This window comes from Ectothiorhodospira haloalkaliphila ATCC 51935 (assembly GCF_000633935.1).
GTDB lineage: Bacteria > Pseudomonadota > Gammaproteobacteria > Ectothiorhodospirales > Ectothiorhodospiraceae > Ectothiorhodospira > Ectothiorhodospira haloalkaliphila.
Genome location: NZ_KK214996.1, coordinates 261,621 through 285,095, shown reverse-complemented (window position 1 = coordinate 285,095; position 23,475 = coordinate 261,621). Strand labels below are relative to the sequence as shown.

23 protein-coding genes and 1 pseudogene are annotated in these 23,475 nt (G+C 64.0%); 13 read left to right on the top strand and 11 right to left on the bottom strand.

Features of this window, described 5'->3' with window-relative positions:
- The first annotated feature begins 11 nt into the window (after window positions 1-11).
- From rlmN to der, 7 genes are all read left to right on the top strand, one after another.
- A complete protein-coding gene (gene rlmN / locus ECTHA_RS0103140; RefSeq protein ID WP_025282026.1) occupies window positions 12-1,130 on the top strand; it encodes a dual-specificity RNA methyltransferase RlmN in 1,119 nt (372 codons plus the stop codon).
- A complete protein-coding gene (gene pilW, locus ECTHA_RS0103135; RefSeq protein WP_025282025.1) occupies window positions 1,127-1,894 on the top strand; it encodes a type IV pilus biogenesis/stability protein PilW in 768 nt (255 codons plus the stop codon). Before rlmN ends, pilW begins: the two co-directional genes overlap by 4 nt.
- Window positions 1,881-2,879: a helix-turn-helix domain-containing protein gene (locus tag ECTHA_RS0103130; RefSeq protein WP_025282024.1), complete on the top strand. Its 999-nt coding sequence runs from the start codon at window positions 1,881-1,883 to the stop codon at window positions 2,877-2,879. Before pilW ends, ECTHA_RS0103130 begins: the two co-directional genes overlap by 14 nt.
- Window positions 2,880-2,947: 68 nt before the next feature.
- Window positions 2,948-4,258, top strand: a complete 1,311-nt coding sequence (gene hisS, locus ECTHA_RS0103125) for a histidine--tRNA ligase (protein ID WP_025282023.1) — start codon at window positions 2,948-2,950, stop codon at window positions 4,256-4,258.
- Entirely contained in the window at window positions 4,258-4,893 is a 636-nt protein-coding gene (locus ECTHA_RS0103120; protein WP_025282022.1) for a YfgM family protein, read from the top strand. The genes hisS and ECTHA_RS0103120 overlap by 1 nt, the downstream gene beginning before the upstream one ends.
- A gap of 17 nt (window positions 4,894-4,910) precedes the next feature.
- Window positions 4,911-6,068 (top strand): outer membrane protein assembly factor BamB, encoded by a 1,158-nt coding sequence (gene bamB, locus ECTHA_RS0103115; RefSeq protein ID WP_026623496.1) that lies wholly within the window; start codon window positions 4,911-4,913, stop codon window positions 6,066-6,068.
- A 1-nt stretch (window position 6,069) separates the two neighbouring features.
- Window positions 6,070-7,470 (top strand): ribosome biogenesis GTPase Der, encoded by a 1,401-nt coding sequence (gene der, locus ECTHA_RS0103110; RefSeq protein ID WP_026623495.1) that lies wholly within the window; start codon window positions 6,070-6,072, stop codon window positions 7,468-7,470.
- Between the two features lie 6 nt (window positions 7,471-7,476).
- Here the strand turns inward: der and ECTHA_RS20010 are convergent, their stop codons facing one another.
- Both ECTHA_RS20010 and ygfZ read right to left on the bottom strand, forming a co-directional pair.
- Window positions 7,477-7,632 (bottom strand): hypothetical protein, encoded by a 156-nt coding sequence (locus ECTHA_RS20010; RefSeq protein WP_169738270.1) that lies wholly within the window; start codon window positions 7,630-7,632, stop codon window positions 7,477-7,479.
- 19 nt (window positions 7,633-7,651) lie between these two features.
- The gene (gene ygfZ, locus ECTHA_RS0103100; protein ID WP_025282019.1) at window positions 7,652-8,710 is read right to left on the bottom strand and encodes a CAF17-like 4Fe-4S cluster assembly/insertion protein YgfZ; all 1,059 of its coding nucleotides are present in this window, start codon (window positions 8,708-8,710) and stop codon (window positions 7,652-7,654) included.
- Between the two features lie 232 nt (window positions 8,711-8,942).
- Here ygfZ and ECTHA_RS16935 point away from each other — a divergent pair, with 232 nt between their 5' ends.
- Window positions 8,943-9,383 (top strand): GNAT family N-acetyltransferase, encoded by a 441-nt coding sequence (locus ECTHA_RS16935; protein ID WP_025282018.1) that lies wholly within the window; start codon window positions 8,943-8,945, stop codon window positions 9,381-9,383.
- Between the two features lie 86 nt (window positions 9,384-9,469).
- Here ECTHA_RS16935 and ECTHA_RS18860 read toward each other — a convergent pair whose 3' ends face one another.
- Entirely contained in the window at window positions 9,470-10,513 is a 1,044-nt protein-coding gene (locus tag ECTHA_RS18860) for a Z-ring associated ZapG family protein (RefSeq protein WP_158407557.1), read from the bottom strand.
- A gap of 434 nt (window positions 10,514-10,947) precedes the next feature.
- On the opposite strand from ECTHA_RS18860, the pseudogene ECTHA_RS19295 reads away from it, so the two are divergent.
- Window positions 10,948-11,788, top strand: a pseudogene (locus ECTHA_RS19295) (protein YgfX).
- A 165-nt stretch (window positions 11,789-11,953) separates the two neighbouring features.
- Here the strand turns inward: ECTHA_RS19295 and ECTHA_RS0103075 are convergent.
- The 6 genes from ECTHA_RS0103075 to ECTHA_RS0103050 all read right to left on the bottom strand — a co-directional run bounded on the left by ECTHA_RS0103075 (window position 11,954) and on the right by ECTHA_RS0103050 (window position 17,503).
- Window positions 11,954-12,199, bottom strand: a complete 246-nt coding sequence (locus tag ECTHA_RS0103075) for an FAD assembly factor SdhE (RefSeq protein ID WP_025282015.1) — start codon at window positions 12,197-12,199, stop codon at window positions 11,954-11,956.
- 7 nt (window positions 12,200-12,206) lie between these two features.
- The gene (locus ECTHA_RS0103070; RefSeq protein WP_025282014.1) at window positions 12,207-12,989 is read right to left on the bottom strand and encodes a succinate dehydrogenase iron-sulfur subunit; all 783 of its coding nucleotides are present in this window, start codon (window positions 12,987-12,989) and stop codon (window positions 12,207-12,209) included.
- A gap of 27 nt (window positions 12,990-13,016) precedes the next feature.
- Window positions 13,017-14,807, bottom strand: coding sequence for a succinate dehydrogenase flavoprotein subunit (sdhA, locus tag ECTHA_RS0103065; RefSeq protein ID WP_025282013.1), 1,791 nt, complete (start codon window positions 14,805-14,807; stop codon window positions 13,017-13,019).
- Window positions 14,808-14,810: 3 nt separating this feature from the next.
- Window positions 14,811-15,191 carry a succinate dehydrogenase, hydrophobic membrane anchor protein gene (gene sdhD, locus ECTHA_RS0103060; protein ID WP_025282012.1) on the bottom strand — a complete coding sequence of 127 codons (381 nt, stop codon included), beginning with the start codon at window positions 15,189-15,191 and terminating at the stop codon, window positions 14,811-14,813.
- A gap of 14 nt (window positions 15,192-15,205) precedes the next feature.
- Window positions 15,206-15,586: a succinate dehydrogenase, cytochrome b556 subunit gene (sdhC, locus tag ECTHA_RS0103055; protein WP_025282011.1), complete on the bottom strand. Its 381-nt coding sequence runs from the start codon at window positions 15,584-15,586 to the stop codon at window positions 15,206-15,208.
- A 282-nt stretch (window positions 15,587-15,868) separates the two neighbouring features.
- The gene (locus ECTHA_RS0103050; RefSeq protein WP_025282010.1) at window positions 15,869-17,503 is read right to left on the bottom strand and encodes an alpha-D-glucose phosphate-specific phosphoglucomutase; all 1,635 of its coding nucleotides are present in this window, start codon (window positions 17,501-17,503) and stop codon (window positions 15,869-15,871) included.
- Between the two features lie 80 nt (window positions 17,504-17,583).
- Between ECTHA_RS0103050 and ECTHA_RS0103045 the strand changes: the two genes are divergently transcribed.
- The 4 genes from ECTHA_RS0103045 (at window position 17,584) to iscU (ending at window position 20,343) form a co-directional block, all read left to right on the top strand.
- The gene (locus ECTHA_RS0103045; RefSeq protein WP_025282009.1) at window positions 17,584-18,036 is read left to right on the top strand and encodes a DUF1249 domain-containing protein; all 453 of its coding nucleotides are present in this window, start codon (window positions 17,584-17,586) and stop codon (window positions 18,034-18,036) included.
- Between the two features lie 123 nt (window positions 18,037-18,159).
- Window positions 18,160-18,642, top strand: coding sequence for a Fe-S cluster assembly transcription factor (locus ECTHA_RS0103040; protein ID WP_025282008.1), 483 nt, complete (start codon window positions 18,160-18,162; stop codon window positions 18,640-18,642).
- Between the two features lie 6 nt (window positions 18,643-18,648).
- A complete protein-coding gene (locus ECTHA_RS0103035; RefSeq protein ID WP_128571919.1) occupies window positions 18,649-19,872 on the top strand; it encodes an IscS subfamily cysteine desulfurase in 1,224 nt (407 codons plus the stop codon).
- A 36-nt stretch (window positions 19,873-19,908) separates the two neighbouring features.
- Window positions 19,909-20,343 carry a Fe-S cluster assembly scaffold IscU gene (gene iscU, locus ECTHA_RS16915; RefSeq protein ID WP_025282006.1) on the top strand — a complete coding sequence of 145 codons (435 nt, stop codon included), beginning with the start codon at window positions 19,909-19,911 and terminating at the stop codon, window positions 20,341-20,343.
- Window positions 20,344-20,451: 108 nt separating this feature from the next.
- On the opposite strand, the gene ECTHA_RS0103025 is transcribed toward iscU, so the two are convergent.
- Together ECTHA_RS0103025 and ECTHA_RS0103020 are read right to left on the bottom strand one after the other, a co-directional pair.
- Entirely contained in the window at window positions 20,452-22,479 is a 2,028-nt protein-coding gene (locus ECTHA_RS0103025; RefSeq protein WP_244875612.1) for a transglutaminase TgpA family protein, read from the bottom strand.
- Window positions 22,476-23,474, bottom strand: coding sequence for a DUF58 domain-containing protein (locus tag ECTHA_RS0103020; RefSeq protein ID WP_025282005.1), 999 nt, complete (start codon window positions 23,472-23,474; stop codon window positions 22,476-22,478). Before ECTHA_RS0103020 ends, ECTHA_RS0103025 begins: the two co-directional genes overlap by 4 nt.
- Window position 23,475: the final 1 nt, after the last annotated feature.

Sequence of the window (23,475 nt, the reverse complement as noted above, 5' to 3'; positions counted from 1 at the left end):
TGGATCGAGCCATGACCGAAAAGGCCAAAATCAATCTGCTGGGCATGACCCGGCAGGAACTGACCGACTTCTTCGCCCAGCGGGGCGAAAAACCGTTTCGTGCCGTGCAGGTGCTCAAGTGGATCCACCAGCGCGACTGCACCGATTTTGCCGCCATGACCGACCTCTCCAAGGCCGTGCGTGGCTGGCTGGCCGACGAGGCCGAAATCCGCACCCCCGAAATCGTCCTGGAACAGTGTGCCGCCGATGGCACCTACAAATGGCTGCTGCGCCTGGATGACGGCAACTGCATCGAGACCGTGTTCATCCCCGAGGATGGCCGCGGCACCCTTTGCGTATCCTCCCAGGTGGGCTGCGCCCTGGACTGCAGCTTCTGCTCCACCGCCCGGCAAGGCTTCAACCGCAACCTCACCTCCGCCGAGATCATCGGCCAGTTGCAGGTGGCGCGCGGCCGACTGCAGCCGGAAGAGGGACAGAGCCGGGTGATCAGCAACGTGGTACTCATGGGCATGGGTGAGCCCCTGCTCAATTTCGAGCCCGTCGTGGCCGCCGTGTCTCTCATGGTGGAAGACAACGCCTACGGCCTGAGTCGACGTCGGGTGACCGTGAGTACCTCGGGCATCATTCCCGCCATGGACCGCCTGCACGAGACCCTGCACGTGGCCCTGGCGCTGAGCCTGCATGCCCCCAACGACGCCCTGCGTAACGAATTGGTGCCCATCAACCGCAAGTATCCCCTGGGACCCCTGATGGATGCCTGCCGCCGCTATGTGGGCAAGGGCGGCCACCACAGTCGGATCACCATGGAATACGTCATGATCGATGGGGTGAACGACACGCCCGGACATGCCCGCGAACTGGTGCGCTTGCTGCGGGACGTGCCCTGCAAGATCAACCTGATCCCCTTCAATCCCTTTCCGGACGCTGGCTACCGCCGTTCCAGCGAGGCGGCGCTGAGCCGCTTCCGGGGTATCCTTATTCAGGCCGGCTACACCACCATCACCCGCCGCCCCCGCGGGGATGACATCGATGCGGCCTGTGGCCAGTTGGTGGGGCGGGTGGAAGATCGCACTCGGCGTGCCCTGCGCTACGCCAGGGTGCCGAATGCCTCCGGAGTGACCCCGCCATGATCGCCTCACGCACCATCCTGGCCATTGCCCTGCTGGCGACCCTTGTGCTCTCCGGGTGTGCCACGGCGCCAGAAGTGCGTGACCAGCAGCGCCGTGCGGCCGGCGTGAATGTGGAACTGGGCCTGCACTACATGCGGCAGAATCAGCTCCAGCAGGCCAAATCCAACCTGGATCGGGCCCTGCAGCAGGACCCGGGTTCTGCCCAGGTGCATGCCGCCTATGCGTTGCTGCAGGAGCGCCTGCGCGAACCCGAACTGGCCGATCGGCATTTCCGCCGGGCTCTGGAACTGGAGCCCGACAACGCCGTGGCGCGCAACAACTATGGTACCTTCCTGTGCCGTCAGGACCGTCTCAAAGAGGCCGAGGAGGCTTTCACCAGGGCGGCCGATGACCCTCTGTATCCCACGCCGGAAGTGGCCTGGACCAATGCGGGCATCTGCGCTCTCAAGTACCCGGATGAGGAACTGGCCGAGCAGTATTTTCGGCGTGCCCTGCAACAAAACCCCAACCATGCCGGCGCCTTGTACGAGATGATGCGCCTGGCGGACGAGAATGACCGTCACCTGCAGGCACGTGCCTACGTGCAGCGACTCATGGAAGTGGTGGATCCCACGGCGGAGATCCTCTGGGTCTGTTATCGTGCCGAACTGGCGCTGGGTAACCGCGATGCCTCGGGACGGTGCGCCCTGCGCCTGAAGAACGATTTCCCGGATGCCGAAGAAACCCAAAGAGTGCTGGAACGCGAAGCCCGTGGCAGACGATAAGATGCAGGACAACTCCAAGGTGTCACAGCCACACGAACAGGCCAGCCCCGGTGAACTGCTGCGGCGTGCCCGCGAGGCGGCCGGGATGACCCGGGACGACCTGGGTGGCCGCCTGCAGCTCCACCCCAGAACCATGGCCGCACTGGAGGAGGATCATTTCGATGCGCTCCCCGAGCCACCCTTCGTGCGTGGGTATCTGCGTGGTCTGGCCAAGGTGCTGGAGATTGACCCGACACCCCTGGTGGAAGCCTACGAGAGCAGTGTTCGTGGCGGTGTTGAACCGTCTGCCGAGAAGCCCCGGGCCGTGACCCGGTCGACTGCCCAGGGGGCGCCCGAACGTCACGCTCAGGCCAACCCGAAGACCGCGCCAGCATCGGCTCGACAGGTGCCCCTGGGCCCGCTCTGGATCGTCCTGGGGGCGGTGCTTCTGGTGGGCGTGCTTGCCGCGGTGGTCTGGTATGTGAATACCCTGGAGGAAACCGAAGCCCCGGATGCGACGGCCTCCGCGCCATCGAACCTGCAGGAGGCGCCGGGTGATGAGCTGGAGGTCATCGCGTCGTCGCCCTCATTACCGGAAGCGCCGCCGCAGCCCGCCAATGCCCGGCCTGAATCCCCGGAGCAGCGTGCCTCCGCGGAAGCCCAGGAGGCGCCTGTTCCCGCTGACCCCGAACCTGCGCCGGCGCCCCCGGAGCCAGTGTCCGATGCGCAGGAGCGCTCACCGCTGGACCTGCCAGCCGGACAGGGGCGGCTGGAACTGCGCTTCGAGGAAGACTCCTGGGTGGAAATCTCGGGTGCCGATGGTGGGCGCCTGCTGGTGGGCCTCATGCGCCAGGGCAGTGAACGCCGTATCGAGGGCGCCACGCCCATCCGGGTCTTTCTGGGCAACGCACCGGGCGTGCGCCTGGAATACAATCACGAGCCCGTGGACCTTGAAGGCCGGGTGCGTGGCGACAACACCGCCCGCTTCACCGTAGGGGACTCCTGAAGCCCCCCGAACGCCCCGGTTCCCCACCCATCCCCAATTTCTTGATCCATCCAGTTTTCGGACAGTGAATGAGTAGGCAGATCAAATCCATCCGCGGGATGCACGACATCCTGCCGGAACAAACAGGCGCCTGGCAGTGGTTCGAGGCTCAGGTGCGTGAGACCTTGAGCGGCTACGGCTACCAGGAAATCCGTATGCCCATCGTCGAGCAGACGGACCTGTTCGCCCGGTCCATCGGCGAGGTGACGGATATCGTCGAGAAGGAGATGTATACCTTCGAGGACCGCAACGGCGACAGCCTGACCCTGCGCCCCGAGGGCACCGCGGGCTGCGTGCGCGCTGGCGTGGAAAACGGACTGCTGCATAACCAGCAGCAACGCCTGTGGTATGCCGGCCCCATGTTCCGCCATGAGCGGCCTCAAAAGGGCCGCTATCGGCAGTTCCACCAGATCGGTGTGGAAGCCTTTGGCATGGAAGGACCGGACATCGATGCCGAATTGATCCTCCTGACCGCCCGCTTGTGGCGGCGCCTCGGTCTTCGCAATGTGCGCCTGGAGATCAACACCCTGGGTTCCAGCGAGGCGCGCGCCGCCTATCGCAACCAGTTGGTGGATTACTTCAAGGCCCATGGCCAGGTGCTCGACGATGATGCGCGGCAGCGCCTCGAGACCAATCCGTTGCGCATCCTGGACAGCAAGAACCCCGACATGCGGGAGATGATCCAGGGTGCCCCGAGCCTGCTGGACCATCTGGATGATCAGTCGCGGGAACACTTCGACCAGTTGCAGGACTTGCTGCGCGCCGCCGGGGTGGACTTCACCATCAATCCACGGCTGGTGAGGGGGCTGGATTATTACTGCCGCACCGTATTCGAGTGGATCACCGATGCCCTGGGTGCCCAGGGTACCGTCTGCGCCGGCGGCCGTTACGATGGCCTGGTGGAACAACTGGGTGGGCGCCATACCCCGGCAGCGGGTTTCGCCATGGGTATCGAACGGTTGCTGAGTCTGCTGGAAGCCGATGGCGGCCTGCCACTGGCTCCCGTGCCTCACGCCTACCTGATGCTGGCCGGGGCAGGCACGGGCTCGGCCGGGGTTGAACTGTCCGAGCAATTGCGTGACCAAGTCCCCGGGCTGCGTCTGCAGGTGAACTGCGGCGGCGGGGGCTTCAAGGCCCAGATGCGCCGCGCGGATCGCAGCGGTGCCCGATTGGCCCTGATCCTGGGCGAGACCGAGCTGGCCGAGGGCCAGGTCACGGTCAAGCCGCTCCGGGAAGGACAGACCGAACAGCATACCGTGGCCATGGGCGAACTGGCACACCATCTGGCCCGGATCCTGGATCTGACCACGGCTGAACCTAGAACGATGGAGAATGACTGATGGCACTACCCACCGATGAGGACCGCATTGAGGCCATCAAGAAATGGTGGAGCGAGAACGGCACGGCAGTCATCCTGGGCCTGATACTGGGCATCGGCAGCCTTGTGGGATGGCGGATGTGGACCGGCTATGTGGAGAACCAGTCCATCCAGGCCTCCGAGATCTATCTGTCCATGCAGGGCCTGGCGCGGATGAATTCCGAGGCAGCGGTGGAGCAGGGCCAGATCCTGATGGATGACTTCCGGCGCACGCCCTATGCCACCCTGGCGGCCCTGGATCTGGCCCGCATGGCGGCTGAGGCGGATGATCTGGAGCGGGCCGAGGAACACCTGCGCTGGGTGATTGACCGCACCCGGCACGAGGACCAGAAGCATCTGGCTCACGCGCGACTGGCACGGGTGCTTATCGCCGGCGGCCGCTATGAGGACGCTCTGGATACCCTGAAAGGGGACATCCCGGAGGGTTTTCTGGCGATCGTGGAAGAACTGCGCGGCGATGCCCATCGGGGGCTGGGTGAGACCAGCGAGGCAAGGGCGGCCTATGACCGGGCCATTCTCGCCTCCGCGGGCGTGGCCGATTATCTGCGCATGAAGCGGGATGATTTGAGTGAGTCCGATGCAACAGGTGCCCAGTGAGCATTGAGATGGTCGGTATGAAAGCCTGGAAACAAACCCTGGTCATGCTGCTGGCCGTCTCGCTGCTTGCCGGTTGTGGCCTATGGACTCGCGACACGGCGGAGCCGCCGGCGCCGCTGCCGGACTTCGAGGCAGAAGTGGAGCCACAAGTTCTCTGGTCCCGCAATACCGGGGCCGGATCGGATGGACAGTATCTGCAACTGTCCCCGTTCCTGGGTCCGGAGTCCGTGGTGGTGGTTGATGCCCGTGGACGTGTGAGCGCCCATGCCCTGGACGACGGCGATCGCCTCTGGCGGGTGAACCTGAATGAACGCATGACCGCCGGTGTGAGCGGTGGAGGTGAGCGGATCATGGTGGGCACGGGCAAGGGGCACGCCATTGCCCTGAGCCTTGAGACCGGCGAGGAATTGTGGCGGCGCACCCTCACCAGCGAGGTCAAGGGCATTTCCCGGGTTGAACAGGGCGCCGTGGTCTTTCGCACCAATGATGGACGCTTGCATGCCCTGGACGCCCGCACCGGCGAAACCGGCTGGACGGCGGGGCGAACCACGCCTGCACTGAGCCTGCGGGGCGCCGGAAGGCCGCTGATGCTTTCCGGTCGCGTGGCGGCCGGTTTTGATAACGGTCGGGTGTTGATGCTGGGCCTGGGTCGGGGCAATGTCCTCTGGGAGGCCACCGTATCCACCCCCAGTGGTCGCTCCGAGCTTGAACGCATGGCAGATGTGGATGGTGAACTGGCCGTGGCCGATGGCGTGCTCTATGCCGCTGGTTACCAGGGGCAGGTCATGGCGCTCTCCCTATCCGATGGGCGCGTCCTCTGGCAACGGGATCTGTCCTCCTATCGGGGCGTGTCGGTGGCCGGTCAAATGCTCTTCGTCACCGATAGCGAAGGTCATGTGTGGGCTCTGGATCGCCGCAATGGTGCCACCCTGTGGCAGCAGGACCAGCTTCGCCTGCGCAATGTCACCCTGCCCGTGATCCTGGACCAATATGTGGTGGTGGGGGATTACGAAGGGTATCTGCACTGGATCTCTCCCGAGGATGGCGCCCTGGTGGGGCGTGCCCGGGGAGATCGTCAAGGCATCATGGGCGTGCCCCAGGTGCGCGACGGGGTGATGTATACCCTGGGCCGGGGAGGGCGCCTGAGCGCCTTCACCCTGCCATTGGAGGAATGAAATGAAACCCGTCATCGCCCTGGTGGGGCGTCCCAATGTGGGTAAATCCACCCTGTTCAATCAACTCACCCGTTCCCGGGATGCCCTGGTGGCCGATATGCCGGGGCTGACCCGGGATCGCCAATATGGTGTGGGCCGCGTAGGTGAATTCGGCTACATGGTGGTGGACACGGGGGGACTGAGCGGCGAGGCCGAGACCCTGGACACCCTCATGGCCAGGCAAACCCTGCAGGCCATCCAGGAGGCCGATGTGGTGCTGTTCCTGGTGGACGCCCGGGACGGCCTGAGCGCGGCCGATCAGACCATTGCCGAGGAGTTGCGCGGCTTCAACAAGCAGTTGCTGCTGGTGCTGAACAAGACCGACGGCATTGATGCCAACAGTGCCGCCACCGACTTTTTCTCTCTGGGCCTGGGTACACCGGTGCCCATTGCAGCCGCCCATGGGCGGGGTGTCAACCGCCTGATGGATCGGGTGAGGGAACTGCTGCCGGAAGCGGAAGACCGGGACGAAGATGAGGAGCGCTGGCCGGGTATCCGCATTGCCTTTGTCGGCCGCCCCAATGCCGGCAAGTCCACCCTGATCAATCGCATACTGGGAGAGGAAAGGGTGCTGGCCACGGATCTGCCAGGCACCACGCGGGACAGCGTTTACGTGCCCTTCGAGCGTGACGAGCAGATTTACACGCTGATCGACACCGCCGGTGTGCGGCGTCGCTCCCGGGTGCACGAGGCGGTGGAGAAATTTTCCGTCGTCAAGACCTTGCAGGCCGTGGAGGCTGCGCATGTGGTGATTTTCCTGCTGGATGCCCGTCAGGGTATTGCCGAGCAGGATGCTCATCTGTTGGGCATGGTGATGGAGGCCGGTCGTTCCCTGGTGCTGGCCATCAATAAATGGGATGGGCTGACGCCGGATGACCGCGACCAGGTGCGAATGGAGCTATCACTGAAGCTGCCGTTTCTGGATTTTGCCGAGAGGCGTTTCATCTCGGCCCTGCACGGCAGCGGTGTGGGGGATCTGTTCGGGGCAGTGCAACGCGCCCACGAATCCGCCAGTGCAGACGTGAGCACCTCATTGCTGACCCGCCTGCTGGAAAGGGCCATCGCCGAACATCAACCGCCTCTGGTGCGGGGGCGCCGCATCAAGCTGCGTTACGCCCACCAGGGTGGGCGTAACCCGCCGGTGATCGTCATTCATGGCAATCAGACGGATCAGCTTCCGGGTAGCTACAAACGCTATCTGACCAACTATTTTCGCCAGCACCTGCAATTGGTGGGCACACCCATCCGCATGGAATTCCGTACCGGGGAAAATCCGTACAAGGACAAGCGCAACACCCTCACGCCCCGCCAGCAGCACAAGCGCAAGCGCATGATGCGCCATGTGAAGAAGAAGGGGCGTTGAGGCCCCTCAGACGAATCGTAGATAGCCCGCCACGAACAGCACCGCCAGAAACGCTGCCGTTCCGTAAAGCGCATTGGAGATCTTGCGGTTGTTGGGGCGGCTGTAGAAGGCCGCCCACAGCAGCAGCAGGATGAAGACGAACAGAAAGAAGAGGAATCTCACGGTCTACTCCGACCCGGTCTCAAGTGGCCGCAGCCAGATCGAATGAATAGGGCAGGGGCTGGACCCGGGCGACGGGGCCGTCTGTGGAGTCCAGGTGGGGTTCACCTGCCTCGGCACTGGCCACCTGTAACACCGCCAGGGCCTCGATGCCGCCATCGGGGTGGGGGTAGGCCTCGACGATACGTCCCACCGGTTGCGTGGCGTCCACGGAGGCGTCGTGCAGCGTGGCTCCCGGGGGCGGAGCCTCGTTCACGGGCAGGTGCAGTCGGTACATGCGGCGCTTGAGTTTGCCCAGGTGCTGGGTGCGGGCCACCACCTCCTGGCCCGGGAAACAGCCCTTGTTGAAACTGACACCTCCCAGAAGCTGCAGGTTCGCCATTTGAGGCAGGAATGCCTCAGCGGTCTGCGGGTATACATTCGGCACCCCGGACATCACGTCCAGCAGCCCCCAGCGGTCGGCCCCCACGGGTGCCGAGCGCACGTTCAGGTTTTGCCATAGGCGCGTCATGGCATCCAGTTCCCCATAGACCTCGAAGCGCGGATGCAGGCCTGGCACCCTCAGCACCGTGACCCCCCGTTCGTGGATCACCTGATCCACCGCCTCAGGTGGGGCCTTGCCCAGAGTTGCCTGGAGTTGTTCCACCGCATGCGGGCCGGACACCCCGACACGCACCAGGGCGTCACCCGCATCCTCCAGCGTGACCTTGGCGCGCAGGATGAACATGGACAGGCGCTTGAGCGTGGATTCCACCTGTTCCCGTGGCAGGCGCAGGTAATAGGTTTCACCGCGCTTGAACAGACGGAAGCTGGCCAGCATCCGGCCCTTGGGGCTGCAATAGGCGCCCAGGCGGCTGGTATGTTCGTTCACATCCGGCACATTGGTGCTGAACTGGCCCTGCAGGAACTGAACGGCTTCTTCACCATAGGCCCCGATCAGCCCGTGATGTGACAGGTCACAGATCACGTCGCCGGTGATTGCCACGCTCATTTCCCGCTCAGGGTTGCCAAAATCCGAGACGCGCTGGTCGTCCATCTCGGCACCCGCCTGCAACAGGAAGTCCTTCCACTCGGGTTTCATCGGAGTCTATGCCTCGTTGACAGGGTTCAATTGACAGCCGTCATCTTACTAAGGAGCCCCAGGGTAAAGCCACCACCAAGCCTCATATCTTGAAGACCCGCCAGTCTTGAAGACCCGCCAGTGGGTCGGCCGACGGGTGGCAGTGGTGCCGGACTCCCCGATACACTGTTACGACCAAGTCACACAGGTCATCGTTCAGAATCGCGAGGACTTATCTCGCGGGAGATCATCCATGATTCGTGAAGCAACCGCAGACGACTTTGCCCGCATCAGGCAAATCCGCGTGGAAGCCGCTGCCCAGGCGCACTGGTTTCTGCCAAGGGAGTTCTGGGAGCAGCAGGTGGAGCAGATGCCCGAGGTGCCGCCGGAAGGGGCGGAGATCTGGGTGCTGGAGCAAAGTGGCGAGCTGCGAGGATTTTGCTGGTTGCAGGACTCACGGCTGGAGGTGATGGTGGCCACCTGCTGCCAGGGCGTGGGGCTGGGGAGCCGGCTGCTGGATTTCGTGAAGGATCGTCGGCCGGCCCTGAAAGCTGTCGTGTTCGCCGACAATGATCGCGCCGTGGCCTTCCTGCGCCATCACGGCTTTGAGGTGCTCGAACGCCATGAGCACGCTGATACCGGCAAGGATGAACTGACCATGCAATGGCGCTCCCGTCAACCGGCCTCAGCGTAAACGATACGATCCCTCAACGAGACGAGGCCCCGACAATGCGGGGCCTCGCTTGCAAGGGCCGGAATGGCCCGGTCAGACCTTTCTGATTACTTTCTGCGGCCTCTGCCGCCCTTCACGCGGATGCGATCGGGCTGGCCCGGCTCCTTCAGGACGCCGGTGGCGCCAGGAATGGTGCCTGGTTTGCCGGCTGGTCTGAAGGTCATGGTGCTGCGTTGCGCAGGACGGCTGGCCTGGGCTGCGGCCGGCTTGGGTGCGGCAGCAGCAGGCTTGGGTGCCGGCTTGGCGGCGGCGGGTCGGACCGGTTGCGGCTTGGTCGCTGCTTTTTGAGCCTCGGGCTTGAAGGCCGTGGCGCCGCGCGGATCAGGCTTGCCAGCCGCACCAGGCTTCTGGGACATCCGGGCAGCGGCGGCTGCCGGTTGTCTGGCAGCCGCAGCAGCAGGCTTGGCGGCCGCTGCGGGCTTGGCGGGGGCCGGCTGTCTTGCGGCAGCGGCAGCCGGTTTGGCAGCTGCAGGTTTGGCAGCCGCGGGCTTGGCGGCGGCCTGTTGCTCAGGCTTGAACGCCGTGGCACCACGCGGATCCGCTGCCTTGGCTGTGGCGGCCGGCTTCTGCGGCGGCTTGGCTTGAGCCTGAGCGGACGGCTGGGGCTGCGGCTTGGCCGGCTGCGCAGCAGCGGCTGGCTTGGCCTCGGGCTTTGCTTCCGGCTTGGCTGCCGGCTTGGCCTCGGGCTGGGTGGCGCGAGCGGTGCCAGGGATGGCGCGGCGTTGTTCCTCGCGGGACAGTTCCAGCAGGGCCGAAGCGCGACGCGGCAGGAACTGTTGTGACGGGCCCTCGCCCAGGCGGTCGTAGCTATCCACCAGGTGCTCGTAAAGATCGCGGTAGGAGCGGGCCATTCCCGTGAACAGGGTGGCGGTCTTCTCGAAGTGCCTGTTCACCTGTGATCGGTAGCTTTCCAGTTTGCGGCGCTGATTTTCCACCTCGGACTGCAGTTCCAGCACACGGCCGGCATCCCCCTGCTGACGCCCGAACCAGAAGCCCAGTAGACCAGCGCCAACAAACCCGGCCACGGTGAGGACGTTTCCACCGAGTGTAATGAAGTCGCGTAAATTCGCGGCTATCTCTGATGATGACATAGATATCTCCTGCAAATAGGCCGCCGATGGCCCCGCGCCCAGACGGGGATCCGCAGCGGCGGTTAGCCCGCGGCGTCCTTGGACGACCGCACGTTGATTGCTCCACTGAGTCGCAGTTTTTATGATGCTATCCGGCATGCACATTATGCACAAGAATCGCCACTTATGCTGCACCCTGATTCACTTTAACTGGTTGTTGGCCCAGTAAAAAGATAAGGTATGGTGCATCCCCCTCAGTGCATTCTTGCGGGTGTTCATGCCGGCCGAAACCGGCTGCCCCATGATGGCTGGGTTGCCGGACTCCGCATGGGGACATTGCGCGGGGGGGCTCCGAGTGTCAACAGGGATGATTGATCATGGACAGGAAGCAGGAGAATAAAGCCCTTTGCGTGACTGTGGGTCGCTCGCTGTGGGTGAGGATGGTGATGGGTGCCATGTATGCGGCGGCTTCAGGAGCGGTGCTCATCAGTGGCACCCCAGGTTCTGTGAAGGCAGCACTTGTGCTGTTTCTGGTGGGCAGCATCCTCAGCGCCTGGATCGGGCATCGCCAGGGACGTGCTGGAACGATCGAGGTGCTGGGGTGTCATGGCGATGGGCAATGGTGGATGAGGCAGGCTGGCGATCAGCCGATTCGGGTGTGCATACTGCCAGACACGGTGGTGCTTCCCTGGCTGGTGTTGTTGTCCATGCGCTGTGAGCGGGGCCGTTATCACCGTCTGCCGCTGATGGCAGACGCTGTGGATGCAGACGACCTTCGACGACTCAGGGTTCGACTCAGGGCCGGGGTTGCCAGTCCGTCAGCGGTGGCGCCAAGGCGGCGCGTGGTGGTGATATTGAATCGACTGACAAGCCGGTGGGCCCGGCGGGAGGGTGTTGATGGCGGATGATCCCAAGCCCCTGGAGGCTTTGCTGCATTCGGATCCCGGTCACGTTTACACGGAAGCTGAACTGGACGCCATCGAAGAGGTGGATGCTGAGCTGGCCCTGCGCCTGGATCGCGCCCAGACCATCGCAGCACGGGAGCGGGAAGTCCTGCCCGCCGAGGGGCCTGTGGAGCCTGAGCAGGTGGCCCAGGCAGTGGAGGAGGCGCGGCGCATCCTCATGCAGGATGGTGGCGATATCGAACTGGTGGGCATTGAGGAGCGCATCGTACGGGTGCGTCTCAAGGGCGCCTGCGTGGGTTGCCCACGGTCTGCTCTGGACCTCAAACAGGTGGTGGAGCGCCTGGTGCGTGCCCGCGTCCCCGGCGTGGCTCAGGTGGTCAACACCTTCTGAACCGTCTGGTCTTGCTCCCTTGTGGGAGCGGCCCTGGCTGCGAAGGAGTTCTCAGGCCCGGCGCTGCTGTCGCGGCGATTCGCCGGCAGGCCGGCTCCCACGGGGCGTTTTTTTGTGGGAGCGGCCCTTGGCCGCGAATGCCCGGGCCCCGGAAAGCCCGGGAGCTCAGCGGTTCAGGAATTGCTCCCGAACCCGCTGAATCATTCCCCGGATCGCTTCCACCTCCACCGGCTCGCCATACAGCAACCAGCGCTGCAGATCATCATCCTGCTGGTCCAGCACCTGCTCGAAGAGGGCCAGTTCCTCGCTGGACAGGCTCTTCCCCTGGCTGAGCACGAAGCCCTCGAGCATCAGGTCCAGTTCCTTGGTGCCGCGCCGGCAGCGCCAGCGCAGTCGTGACAGTTCGCTCATGCCTGCATCACTTGCGCAAGACCATTTTCTTCTTGATCTCCGCAATGGCCTGGCCCGGGTTCAGGTCCTTGGGGCAGGTGCGGGCGCAGTTCATGATGGTGTGGCAGCGATAGAGCTTGAAGGGATCTTCCAGTTCGTCCAGGCGCTCGCCGGTGGCCTCGTCGCGGCTATCCACGATCCAGCGCTGCGCCTGCAGCAGGATGGCCGGGCCCAGGTAGCGGTCGCCGTTCCACCAGTAGCTGGGGCAGGAGGTGGAGCAGCAGGCGCACAGGATGCATTCGTACAGACCATCCAGCTTGGCCCGATCCTCCACTGACTGCAGGCGCTCCTTGTCCGGGGGCGGCGGGGTCTGAGTGCGGATCCAGGGTTTGATTGAGGCGTACTGGGCATAGAAGTGGGTCATGTCCGGGATCAGGTCCTTGACCACGTTCATGTGTGGCAGCGGGTAGATGCGCACATCGCCCTTGATGTCCTCAATGGCCTTGGTACAGGCCAGGGTGTTGGTGCCATCGATGTTCATGGCACAGGAGCCGCAGATGCCCTCACGGCAGGAACGGCGGAAGGACAGGGTGGGGTCGATCTCGTCCTTGATCTTGATGATGGCGTCCAGAACCATCGGTCCACAGGCATCCAGATCCACCTCGTAGGTGTCCAGGCGCGGGTTCTCGTCGTTATCCGGGTTCCAGCGATAGATCACGAAGCGCTTGATGTTGGTGCTGGAGGCACCCTCGGCCTTGAAGGTCTTGCCCTTCTGCACCCGGGATTTGATGGGCAGTATGAACTGAGCCATGGTCTTGCGTTCTCCTGAATCCGGGAATCAGTAGACCCGTGCCTTGGGGGGCACGACGTCCACATCGTCGCTGAGGGTGTACAGATGCACCGGGCGGTAGTCGAGGCGAACCTTGCCCTGTTCGTCCACCCAGGACAGGGTGTGCTTCATCCAGTTCTCGTCGTCCCGGTCGGGACAGTCCTCGCGGGCGTGGGCACCACGGCTCTCCGGGCGATTCACCGCGGAGCGGATGGTACTCACGGCGCAGCCCAGCAGGTTTTCCAGCTCCAGGGTTTCCACCAGGTCCGAGTTCCAGATCAGGGAGCGGTCGGTGACGCGCACATCGCCAAATGAGGTGAAGACCTCGTCCATGCGATCACAGCCCTGCTGCAGGGTTTCGCCGGTGCGGAACACGGCGGCGTAGCGCTGCATGCACTGCTGCATGTCATCGCGGATGGAGGCGGTGGAGCGTGCACCGTCGGCGTAGCGCAGGCGGTCCAGGCGTTCCAGGGCCTTGTCGGCGGCACCGTCAGGCAGGGGTTTGACGGCGGCGCCGATATCGCTGACGATCTCGCTGGCGCGGATGGCGGCGGCACGACCGAACACCACCAGGTCCAGCAGGGAGTTGGAACCCAGGCGGTTGGCGCCATGCACCGAGACGCAGGCCGCTTCGCCGATGGCCATGAGGCCTGGCACGATATGGTCCGGGTTGCCATCCTTGAGGGTGACCACCTCGCCACGGTAGTTGGTGGGGATGCCACCCATGTTGTAGTGCACCGTGGGCAGCACCGGGATGGGTTCCTTGGTCACGTCCACGCCGGCAAAGATGCGTGCGGTCTCGGCGATGCCCGGCAGGCGCTCGTTGATGACTTCCGGCCCAAGGTGTTCCAGGTGCAGGTGAATGTGATCCTGTTTGGCGCCCACGCCGCGGCCTTCGTTGATCTCCACGGTCATGGAGCGGGAGACCACGTCGCGGGAGGCCAGGTCCTTGGCGTTGGGGGCATAGCGCTCCATGAACCGCTCGCCCTTGGAATTGGTGAGATAACCCCCTTCGCCGCGCACGCCTTCGGTGATCAGGCAGCCGGCGCCATAGACGCCGGTGGGATGAAACTGCACGAACTCCATATCCTGCATGGGCAGCCCGGCGCGCAGCGCCATGCCCATGCCGTCGCCGGTGCAGGTGTGAGCCGAGGTGCAGGAGAAATAGCTACGCCCATAGCCGCCCGTGGCCAGCACCACCAGGTGGGCGTTGAAGCGGTGCAGGGTGCCGTTCACCAGATCCAGCGAGAGCACGCCACGACAGGTGTCACCGTCCATGATCAGGTCGGTGGCGAAGTGTTCGATGTAGAACTCGGCCTGATGGGCCAGGGCCTGCTGATAAAGGGTGTGCAGGATCGCGTGGCCCGTCCGGTCGGCGGCAGCACAGGTGCGCTGGGCGCGACCTTCACCGAAGCGGGTGGTCATGCCGCCGAAAGGGCGCTGATAGATCTTGCCGTCCTCCGTGCGGGAGAAGGGCACGCCGTAGTGCTCCAGCTCGATGATGGCCGGGGCGGCCTCGCGGCACATGTATTCGATGGCGTCCTGATCACCGAGCCAGTCGGAACCCTTGACCGTGTCATACATATGCCAGCGCCAGTCGTCCTCGCCCATGTTGCCCAGGGCTGCGGAAATGCCCCCCTGGGCGGCCACCGTGTGGCTGCGGGTGGGGAAAACCTTGGTGACGCAGGCGGTCTTGAGGCCCTTTTCCGCCATGCCGAAGGTGGCCCGCAGGCCGGCCCCGCCGGCACCGACCACCACCACGTCATAGGCATGGTCGATAATCTTGTAGTCGCCCTTCATCAATCAGCTCCCGAAAGCAATGCGCAGTATGGCGACGATCCCGGTGACCGCCAGCAGCAACATGAGGAATTGCATGGCAATGAGGCTCGCGAACTTTTTGCCCTCACCGTGCACGTAGTCCTCGATGATCACCTGCAGTCCCAAGTAGGCATGGTGGAACAAGGCCCCCACGGTCAGGATCAGCAGAACAGTATTGAGGGGGTTTGCGACCCAGGCAGAGGTGGCTTCAAAGCCGGCGCCGGCCAGGCTGCCCAGGCTGAAGATCAGCCAGAGCATCAGCGGTACCATGGCGATGGAGCTCACGCGCATGACGAACCAATGGTGGGTGCCGTCCTTTGCCGAACCCAGGCCGCGCGCCTGGCTCAATGGTGTGCGAAGACTCATGATGCTCTCCCCGATCAGATGAGTACGAAGATCCAGAAGATCGCCGTGAGAATGAGGGTGGCCACCAGGGCGAGGATGCCGCTCAGGTAGACCTGCTTGATCTCCAGGCCGCGGCCGGTGTCCCAGATCAGGTGCCGGATGCCGGTGCCCAGGTGGTAGAACAGGGAGAGGGTTACACCGAACAGGACAAAAAGCCCAAGGCCGCTATGCAGCAGGCCCTCGGCACGGGCAAAGGCCTCCGGGCCCGCGGCCAGGGAGACGAGCCAGTAGATGAGCAGAAGACTGGCCAGGCTGAGAATGACACCGGTGGCGCGGTGCAGGATCGAGAGGACCGATGTCAACTGCGGCTTGTACACCTGCAGATGGGGTGATAACGGTCGGTTATCGTTTGGCATGGATCGACGGCTCCGCCTGGGTGCGCCCGATCAGGGGGCGGTTAACGGTGAATGGCTGTCCGCCCGTAGCGGCATGGCCGGGAGCGGGCGGGGCACAGCGTTCGCTTGAAGGTACTGAAGGGGTGGATGTCACCCGGCCCGGGGAGAAGTCCACGGGCGGGTATCCAGAATGTCGCGCTGCATCAAATCCGCTTATAGATAGCAGGTCTGCCGGCGCGCTGCAAGGCGGGGTTATAAAATTCCCTTGGATTATATGCTTTTAGCCAAGCCTGCGGCGTTGGCTCAGGTGATGACAGTGGGTGCATCGCGGCCCGTATGGGTCCGGATGCCGGCAATCTCCTCGGCAATGTCGATCAGGGGAGCCAGTGCCTCCTGGGTGTCCTGATCGTGGCGTTCCGGATCGGCCTCGTAGCGCTCCACATACAGGCGCAGCGTGGCACCCGCCGTGCCGGTGCCGGAAAGCCGGAACACCAGCCGCGCGCCATCGTTGAACAGCACCCGCAGGCCCTGACCCTCGGCCACCAAGCCGTCCACCGGATCCGTGTAGGCAAAATCATCGGCCAAGGCTACGGTGAAGTTGCCGAAACGGCGGCCCTTGAGGGAGTCGAGTTGTTCGCGCACCTGATTCATGGCCGCCTCGGCCTGAGCCACATCCACGCCCTCATAGTCGTGACGGGTGTAGAAGTTGCGCCCGAACTGGCGCCAGTGATCACGCACGATATCCGCCACCGACTCACCGCGCACTGCCAGCAGATTGAGCCAGAACAGCACGGCCCACAGGCCGTCCTTTTCCCTCACATGGTCCGACGACGTGCCAAAGCTCTCCTCGCCGCACAGGGTGGCCCGGCCAGCATCCAGCAGGTTGCCGAAGTACTTCCAGCCTGTGGGGGTCTCGAAGCACTCGATACCCATCTTCTCGGCCACCCGGTCTGCCGCCTGGCTGGTGGGCATGGAACGGGCGATGCCGCGGATGCCCTTCGCGTAGCCGGGCACATGATGGGCATTGGCAGCCAGCACCGCCAGGCTGTCGCTGGGGGTGACGAAGAATTGCCGCCCCAGGATCATGTTGCGGTCGCCGTCCCCATCGGAGGCGGCGCCGAAGTCGGGGCCGTCATCCGTGTACAAGGCATCCACCAGGTCCTTGGCATGGACCAGATTGGGATCGGGATGTCCCTTGCCGAAATCTTCCAGGGGCTGGCCGTTCATCACCGTGCCGGCTGGCGCACCCAGCATGTCCTCGAGGATGCGTCGTGCGTAAGGGCCGGTCACCGCGTGCATGGCGTCAAAGCGCATGGAAAACCGGCCATCCTGGAACAGGGCCTTCATGCGGTCGAAATCGAACCGGGACTGCATCAGTTCGGCATAGTCGTTCACCGAATCCACTACCGACACCACCATGGGGCCCACAGTGGTGCGCCCGGGTGTGTCCAGGTCGATATCCGGGATGTCGGCGATGCGGTAGTGGGTGATCTCGCAGGCCCGCTCATGGATCTCGCCGGTGACTTTTTCCGGAGCCGGGCCGCCGTTGGGGGTGTTGAACTTGATGCCGAAGTCCTCGTCCGGCCCACCGGGGTTGTGGCTGGCGGAGAGAATGAGGCCGCCCTGCGTGGTGTATTTTCGGATCAGGCAGGAGGCCGCGGGCGTGGACAGGATACCGCCCTGACCGACGATGACCCGGGCCACTCCATTGGCCACGGCCATGCGCAGGATGATCTGGATGGCCTCGCGGTTGAAATAACGGCCGTCACCCCCCAGGACCAGCACGCCGCCCTTGAGGCTGGGGCGCACGTCGAACACCGCCTGGACGAAGTTTTCCAGATAATGGGGCTGCCTGAAGACCTTCACTTTCTTGCGCAGACCGGAGGTGCCCGGTTTCTGGTCGGAGAAGGGGGTGGTTTGCACACGATGGATCTTCATGGACACGGGCCTTCCTGCATGAAATGTGGGGATAAAGTTAGCAAATACTGGGCGCCCTGTCCCTGTGCTAACATCCCGCCATGTTGCTCGAAGCCTCCAAACCCGCCTATCTGGATCCCATGCCCCGCAGCTTTGCGGCGCTGATGGATCTGTATGAGGTGAATTACATTCGCCTGCGGCAGTTATGCCCCGAGCCCCAGTCGCTGGATTGCCCCAGGGTGTCCAGCGTGCCCGGCGTCATGGATCTGCACCTGGAGGTGCTGGAGTGCTGCCCTTATACCACCACGCTGCTGCTGACCTATCACTTTGACGTGGAGGGTGACCGGTCCACTCGCCGCAGTCCCAACCTGCGGGTGAGGGTGTATCACGATGCGCGGCAGGTGGAGGTGCTGGGTCGCCACAGCCGGCGTACCGGTGAGGAGGTGAGCCTGGGCGATCATCCGGACTGGCAGGCCCTGCAGTGCCGCTGGCGTTTCAATCGCTTCCTCTACAAATGGCTGGGTTACTGTCTGCGCCAGGGGCATCGGTTCTGATGCCCGGCTGATTTTTTTCGCCTTAATTCTTGACTGTCTGACTTGGTTATTGTAAAACCATTCTAAATCCTGACTATGCAGCTCAGGAATTATGAAGCCTGACAACCGAGGAAGGGGCCAGTCATGAAACTCTCGACGAAAAGCCGCTATGCAGTGACCGCCATGCTGGACCTGGCCATCCACGACAAGATTGGCCCGGTGACACTGGCGGATATTTCCCAATCCCAGGGGATCTCCCTGTCCTACCTGGAGCAACTCTTCGCCAAGCTGCGCAAGAACGGCTTGGTGGAGGGGGTTCGTGGCCCGGGCGGTGGTTACCGACTGTCGCGGCCATCGGACGAAATCACCGTGGCGCGCATCATCACCGCCGTTGACGAAAACGTGACCATGACGCGCTGCGCCGGCAAGGGAACCTGCCAGGATGGTGAGCGTTGCCTCACCCACCAACTGTGGGATGACCTGAGTGAGCAGCTGTACAGCTTCCTCGACGGCATCACGCTGGATCAGTTCTCCAATCGTCCGGAAGTGCAGCAGGTGGCGCAACGTCAGGATGCCCAGCACCAGCGCGCCCACCACCACTTCATCTTCCGCCGCACCGCTGCTTGAGGAGGAATCATGGCCTTGCAACTGCCCATCTATCTGGATTACGCCGCCACCACACCCATGGACGAGCGAGTGGCGGAGACCATGAGTCGTTTTCTCACTCGCGAGGGGACCTTCGGCAACCCGGCCTCTCGCTCCCACAGCTTTGGCTGGGAGTCTGAGCAGGCCGTGGAGCAGGCCCGGGAACATGTAGCCGCCCTGGTGGGGGCCGACCCCCGGGAAATCATCTGGACCAGCGGCGCTACCGAGGCCGACAACCTGGCCATCAAGGGGGCTGCGCACTTCTACCAGAAAAAGGGTCGCCATATCGTCACCCTGAAGACCGAACACAAGGCCGTGCTGGATTCCTGTCGCCAACTGGAACGTGAGGGCTTCGAGGTGACTTACCTGGAGCCTGAGCCCAGCGGCCTGCTGGATCTGGACAAGCTGGAGGCTGCCCTTCGTGATGACACGGTGCTGGTTTCCATCATGCATGTGAACAACGAGATCGGCGTCATCCAGGATCTGGAGGCGATTGGCAATCTCACCCGGTCGCGGGGCATCGTCTTCCATGTGGACGCCGCTCAGTCCACCGGCAAGGTGGAGCTGGACCTTTCCAGATTGCCTGTGGACCTGATGAGCTTCTCGGCCCACAAGACCTATGGTCCCAAGGGCGTGGGCGCCTTGTATGTCTCCCGCAAGCCGCGAGTGCGTCTCGAGGCCCAGATGCATGGTGGCGGTCACGAACGGGGTCTGCGCTCCGGCACCCTGGCCACCCATCAGATCGTGGGCATGGGGGAGGCTTTCCGTATCGCTCGCGAGGAGATGGGCGCTGAGAACGAGCGTTTGCGCATGCTGCGCGATCGCCTCTGGGCAGGTCTGTCGGAGATGGATGAGGTGTATCTCAACGGCGATCTGGAAAGCCGCGTGGCGGGCAACCTGAACGTCTCCTTCAATTTTGTGGAGGGGGAGAGCCTGATCATGGCCCTCAAGGATATCGCCGTGTCTTCGGGTTCGGCCTGTACCAGCGCCAGTCTGGAGCCGTCTTATGTGTTGCGCGCCCTGGGACGGGATGATGAGTTGGCGCACAGTTCCATCCGCTTCTCCGTGGGGCGTTACACCACCGTGGAGGAAGTGGACCACACGATCTCGCTGGTCAAGTCGGCGGTGCAAAAACTGCGCGACCTGTCTCCCTTGTGGGAGATGCACCAGGAGGGGATCGACCTGAAATCCGTGGAGTGGGTGGCCCATTGAGGCCTGATACACGCACGAACGAAGAGGTGAAATGACATGGCCTACAGTGACAAAGTGCTTGACCACTACGAGAATCCCCGCAACGTGGGGGCAATGGACAAGAGCGATACCTCCGTGGGCACCGGCATGGTGGGTGCCCCCGCCTGCGGCGACGTGATGAAATTGCAGATCAAGGTGAATGATGTCGGCGTGATCGAGGACGCCAAGTTCAAGACCTACGGCTGTGGCTCGGCGATTGCCAGTTCCAGCCTGCTCACCGAGTGGGTGAAGGGCAAGACCCTGGAGGAGGCGGGATCCATCAAGAACACGCAGATCGCCGAGGAACTGGCCCTGCCACCGGTGAAGATCCATTGCTCTGTGCTGGCTGAGGATGCCATCAAGGCGGCTATCGATGATTACCGCCGCAAGGGGGGGCCGGCCGTCGGGGTGGGTGAACCCGTCGCACCGGAGGGGGAGCGGATTCCGGCGTAGGGGGTGGTTGTCTGCTGTTGCGCCCCTCACCCCAGCCCCTCTCCCCCCGGGGAGAGGGGTTTTCCCTACCCAGCGTGAAAGCGCCCTCTCTCCCCAAATGCCATGGCGCTATTGCAATGTTCGCCGTGGACGCACTTCCCTCAACAGCCGTCGCAGACGACGGAACCGCTCAGGATCCGGCCGGCTGCCATACCTCAGTGCCACATATTCCTGTGTGAATGCCATCACCGGTTCTGCCAGATCGGGACGCTCGCGGCCCACCCGCTGTGCAAAGGCCATCGGTGGCTCATGGGCAGAGCGGGTCAGCCCCCAGCGACCCAGGCGACGACAGAATCGGCGATAGACCAGCGATAACGGATCGGCCACCGGCAAGCGGTTGCGCCACAGGAAGATGGCCGCGAACACCAGCACCACCAGGCCGATCAACACCACCATCAGGGTGATCATGCCGCGCCAGTCCAAGCGGCCCAGGCCGAGGCGTTCCAGCAGTTCCGCCTGTCGCTCCGGCCCGAACGCCAGCACCCAGCCACTCCAGTAGTAATCGAGACTGTCCCGCCACAACTCGAACTGCAGGCGGATGGCCCCCCAGTCCAGGCTGCGCAGCATGTAGTCCGGCAGGCCTGCGTCGTCGGACAGGGCAGCGCGCACCCCCTGCTCAATGCGGTCCGGCGCCACGGCGGCCGTGGGGTCCACACGCACCCAGCCCCGATCCTCCAGCCATACCTCCGCCCAGGCATGGGCATCCGATTGGCGGATCAGCAGATAATCCCCCATGCGGTTGTATTCCCCGCCTTGATAGCCCGTGACCACCCGCGCCGGAATGCCGGCAGCGCGCATCAGCACCACAAAGGCGCTGGCATAGTGCTCACAAAAGCCCGCCCGTGACTCGAACAGGAATTGATCCACCGGGTCCCTGGGGAGGCTCGGCGGCGACAGGGTGTAGAAGAAAGGCTCCTGGTTGAAGTGACTCAGGGCCGCCCCCACCACGGCACCGTCGTCCTCGTGGGCCTCCCGCCAGCTCCGGGCCAGCGCCCGCGCCCGGGGTGCCGTGCCATCGGGCAGCGCCAGGGCCGCACTGCGACGGTGGTCACTCAATACGGGTTCCAGGGGCATGTTGGGCAGGGAAGACACGCTGTACTGGATCAGACTGCGCACCGGGCGCCGCGACACCAGGTCGTGGTCAGCGGTCATGCGGGCGTCCTGGGGCGTGGTCAGGGGAATATCCAGGGCCAGCAGCCAGCGTCCGTCATGGGGCTCCAGATTGACCGTGTAGGTGAAGATGTCGTCTTCATCGATGGTCACGGGCTGGGGCGTCGCCTCGCCCCGGTCACGACCGAAGCGCCAGGTGCGGCCGTCATACTCCCAGAATACCGGGCCGCGCCAATAGCGCAGATTCTGATCCGGGATGTCTCCGGCAAAGGACACCCGAAAGGCCGGAGCATCGGATTGCAGCAGTTCGCTGATGGAGCCGGGCGACATGCTGTCGGACAGCCCGGTGATGCCAGCAGACTCATCCTGGGGCATGCCCCACAGCGGCCCGGGCAGGCGTGGAAACAGCAGGAACAGGATGATCATCAGTGGCAGGGCCTGGGCCAGCATCAAACCGGCCAGGGAGAGGGATTCCCGCCAGGGCTGGGCCCCGTCACCGGCATTGAGCCGCACCAGGGCCGCCGTGGTGGCGAAGACCGCCGCCACCATGTACAGGGCCAGCGGGATCTCCTGGGAGTAGAAGAAGTTGGTGATCACCACGAAATAGCCCAGGAACACCCCCAGCATGGCGTCCCGGAAGCCGCGCGTCTCCAGCAGCTTCAGGCCCGTCATGAGGATCAGCAGGGCCACTCCCGCATCGCGGCCGAACAGGGTGCCATACTGGGTGACCACCAGGCCGGTGGCCACCAGGGTGAGCAGCACCAGCAGCCAGCGACCCGGCATGGGCATGCGCCCCCAATGGGCCAGGGCTCGCCAGCCCATGGCCAGCGCCGCCATGGCCACCACCCAGGGTGGCTGGTTGAACAGGTGCGGCAGCATGGCGAAACACAGGGCGAAAATCAGCCAGGGCAGCGCATTGGAGCGTTGCGGCAGGCGTTCCTCCCGGGGCAGGGCGCCCATGGCGGGAGCGGGCGTGAACAGTCTCATGGACTTTCCCCCGCAGGCAGTGCGAAGCAGGCCAATTGCTCCAGGCAGCGTTGCCGATGACGCTCGCCCGTGGCCGGCTCGATCTCCACCCCGGGCATGCGCAGACCAAAGCGCAGTTTCTTGCCGTGAGCCTCCAGTACCAGATGACAAAGCATGGAGAGGCGTGTCTCCACGTCGGCGGCGGGCAGGTGTTCCCAGTCCAGCCAGGTCTGGCCACCCTGAAGCTCGTGGAACTCCTTGGTGTACATGTCGCCGGTGCGGGCCAGGGCCTTCCAGTCCAGTCGCCGGGGAGAATCCCCGGGTGCATACGCCCGCACCCCGGTGAACTCCTCGCCTGCCCGGTTGCGTGTGGCTTGGGGTTCGGTGTCCTCACCGTCGCCGCTGGGTGTCTGTTCCACCGGGATCGGCTGCGGGTAGATCAGTACGGATTCGTCAAAATTGAGCCATGACCAGGCCCGAAACAGCCCCAGGGGGTAGCGGGTATGCAGCCGCAGTCGACCCGGTCGCAGTACACCCCGCCGCCGTGCCCGCAGGTTCAATGTGACCGGGGTGTTCTCCCGGGCCCCGACCGAGAACTCGGTGGGCGATTGTTCCGGGGCCTCCAGCAGCAGCCCGCGCCGCGATACCCGGCTGGGGTTGTCCACCGTGTAGGTGAACTGCGCGGTCTGCCCGGCAAAGACCGGTGTGGCCGGCTGACGGGTGATGCGCAGGCCGAGCAGATTGCGGTGGGTGTGCCACATGGAATTGGCCCCCAGGGCGGCCAGCAGGAAGGTGAGCATGAAGGCCATGCTGTTGCTGTAGTTGATGGCCCCCAGGAGCATCACCACCAGCACCAGGGCAAACGTGTAACCCTGACGGGTGGGCAGGATGTAGATGCAGCGCCTATCCAGAGTGAGTTGCCTGCCCTCGGGGCGCTGGCCCCGGGTGATCCAGCGGATTGCCCTCTCTCTAAGGCCCTGATGAGTGCGACCAAGCCAGGCAGTGGCAGTCTTCATG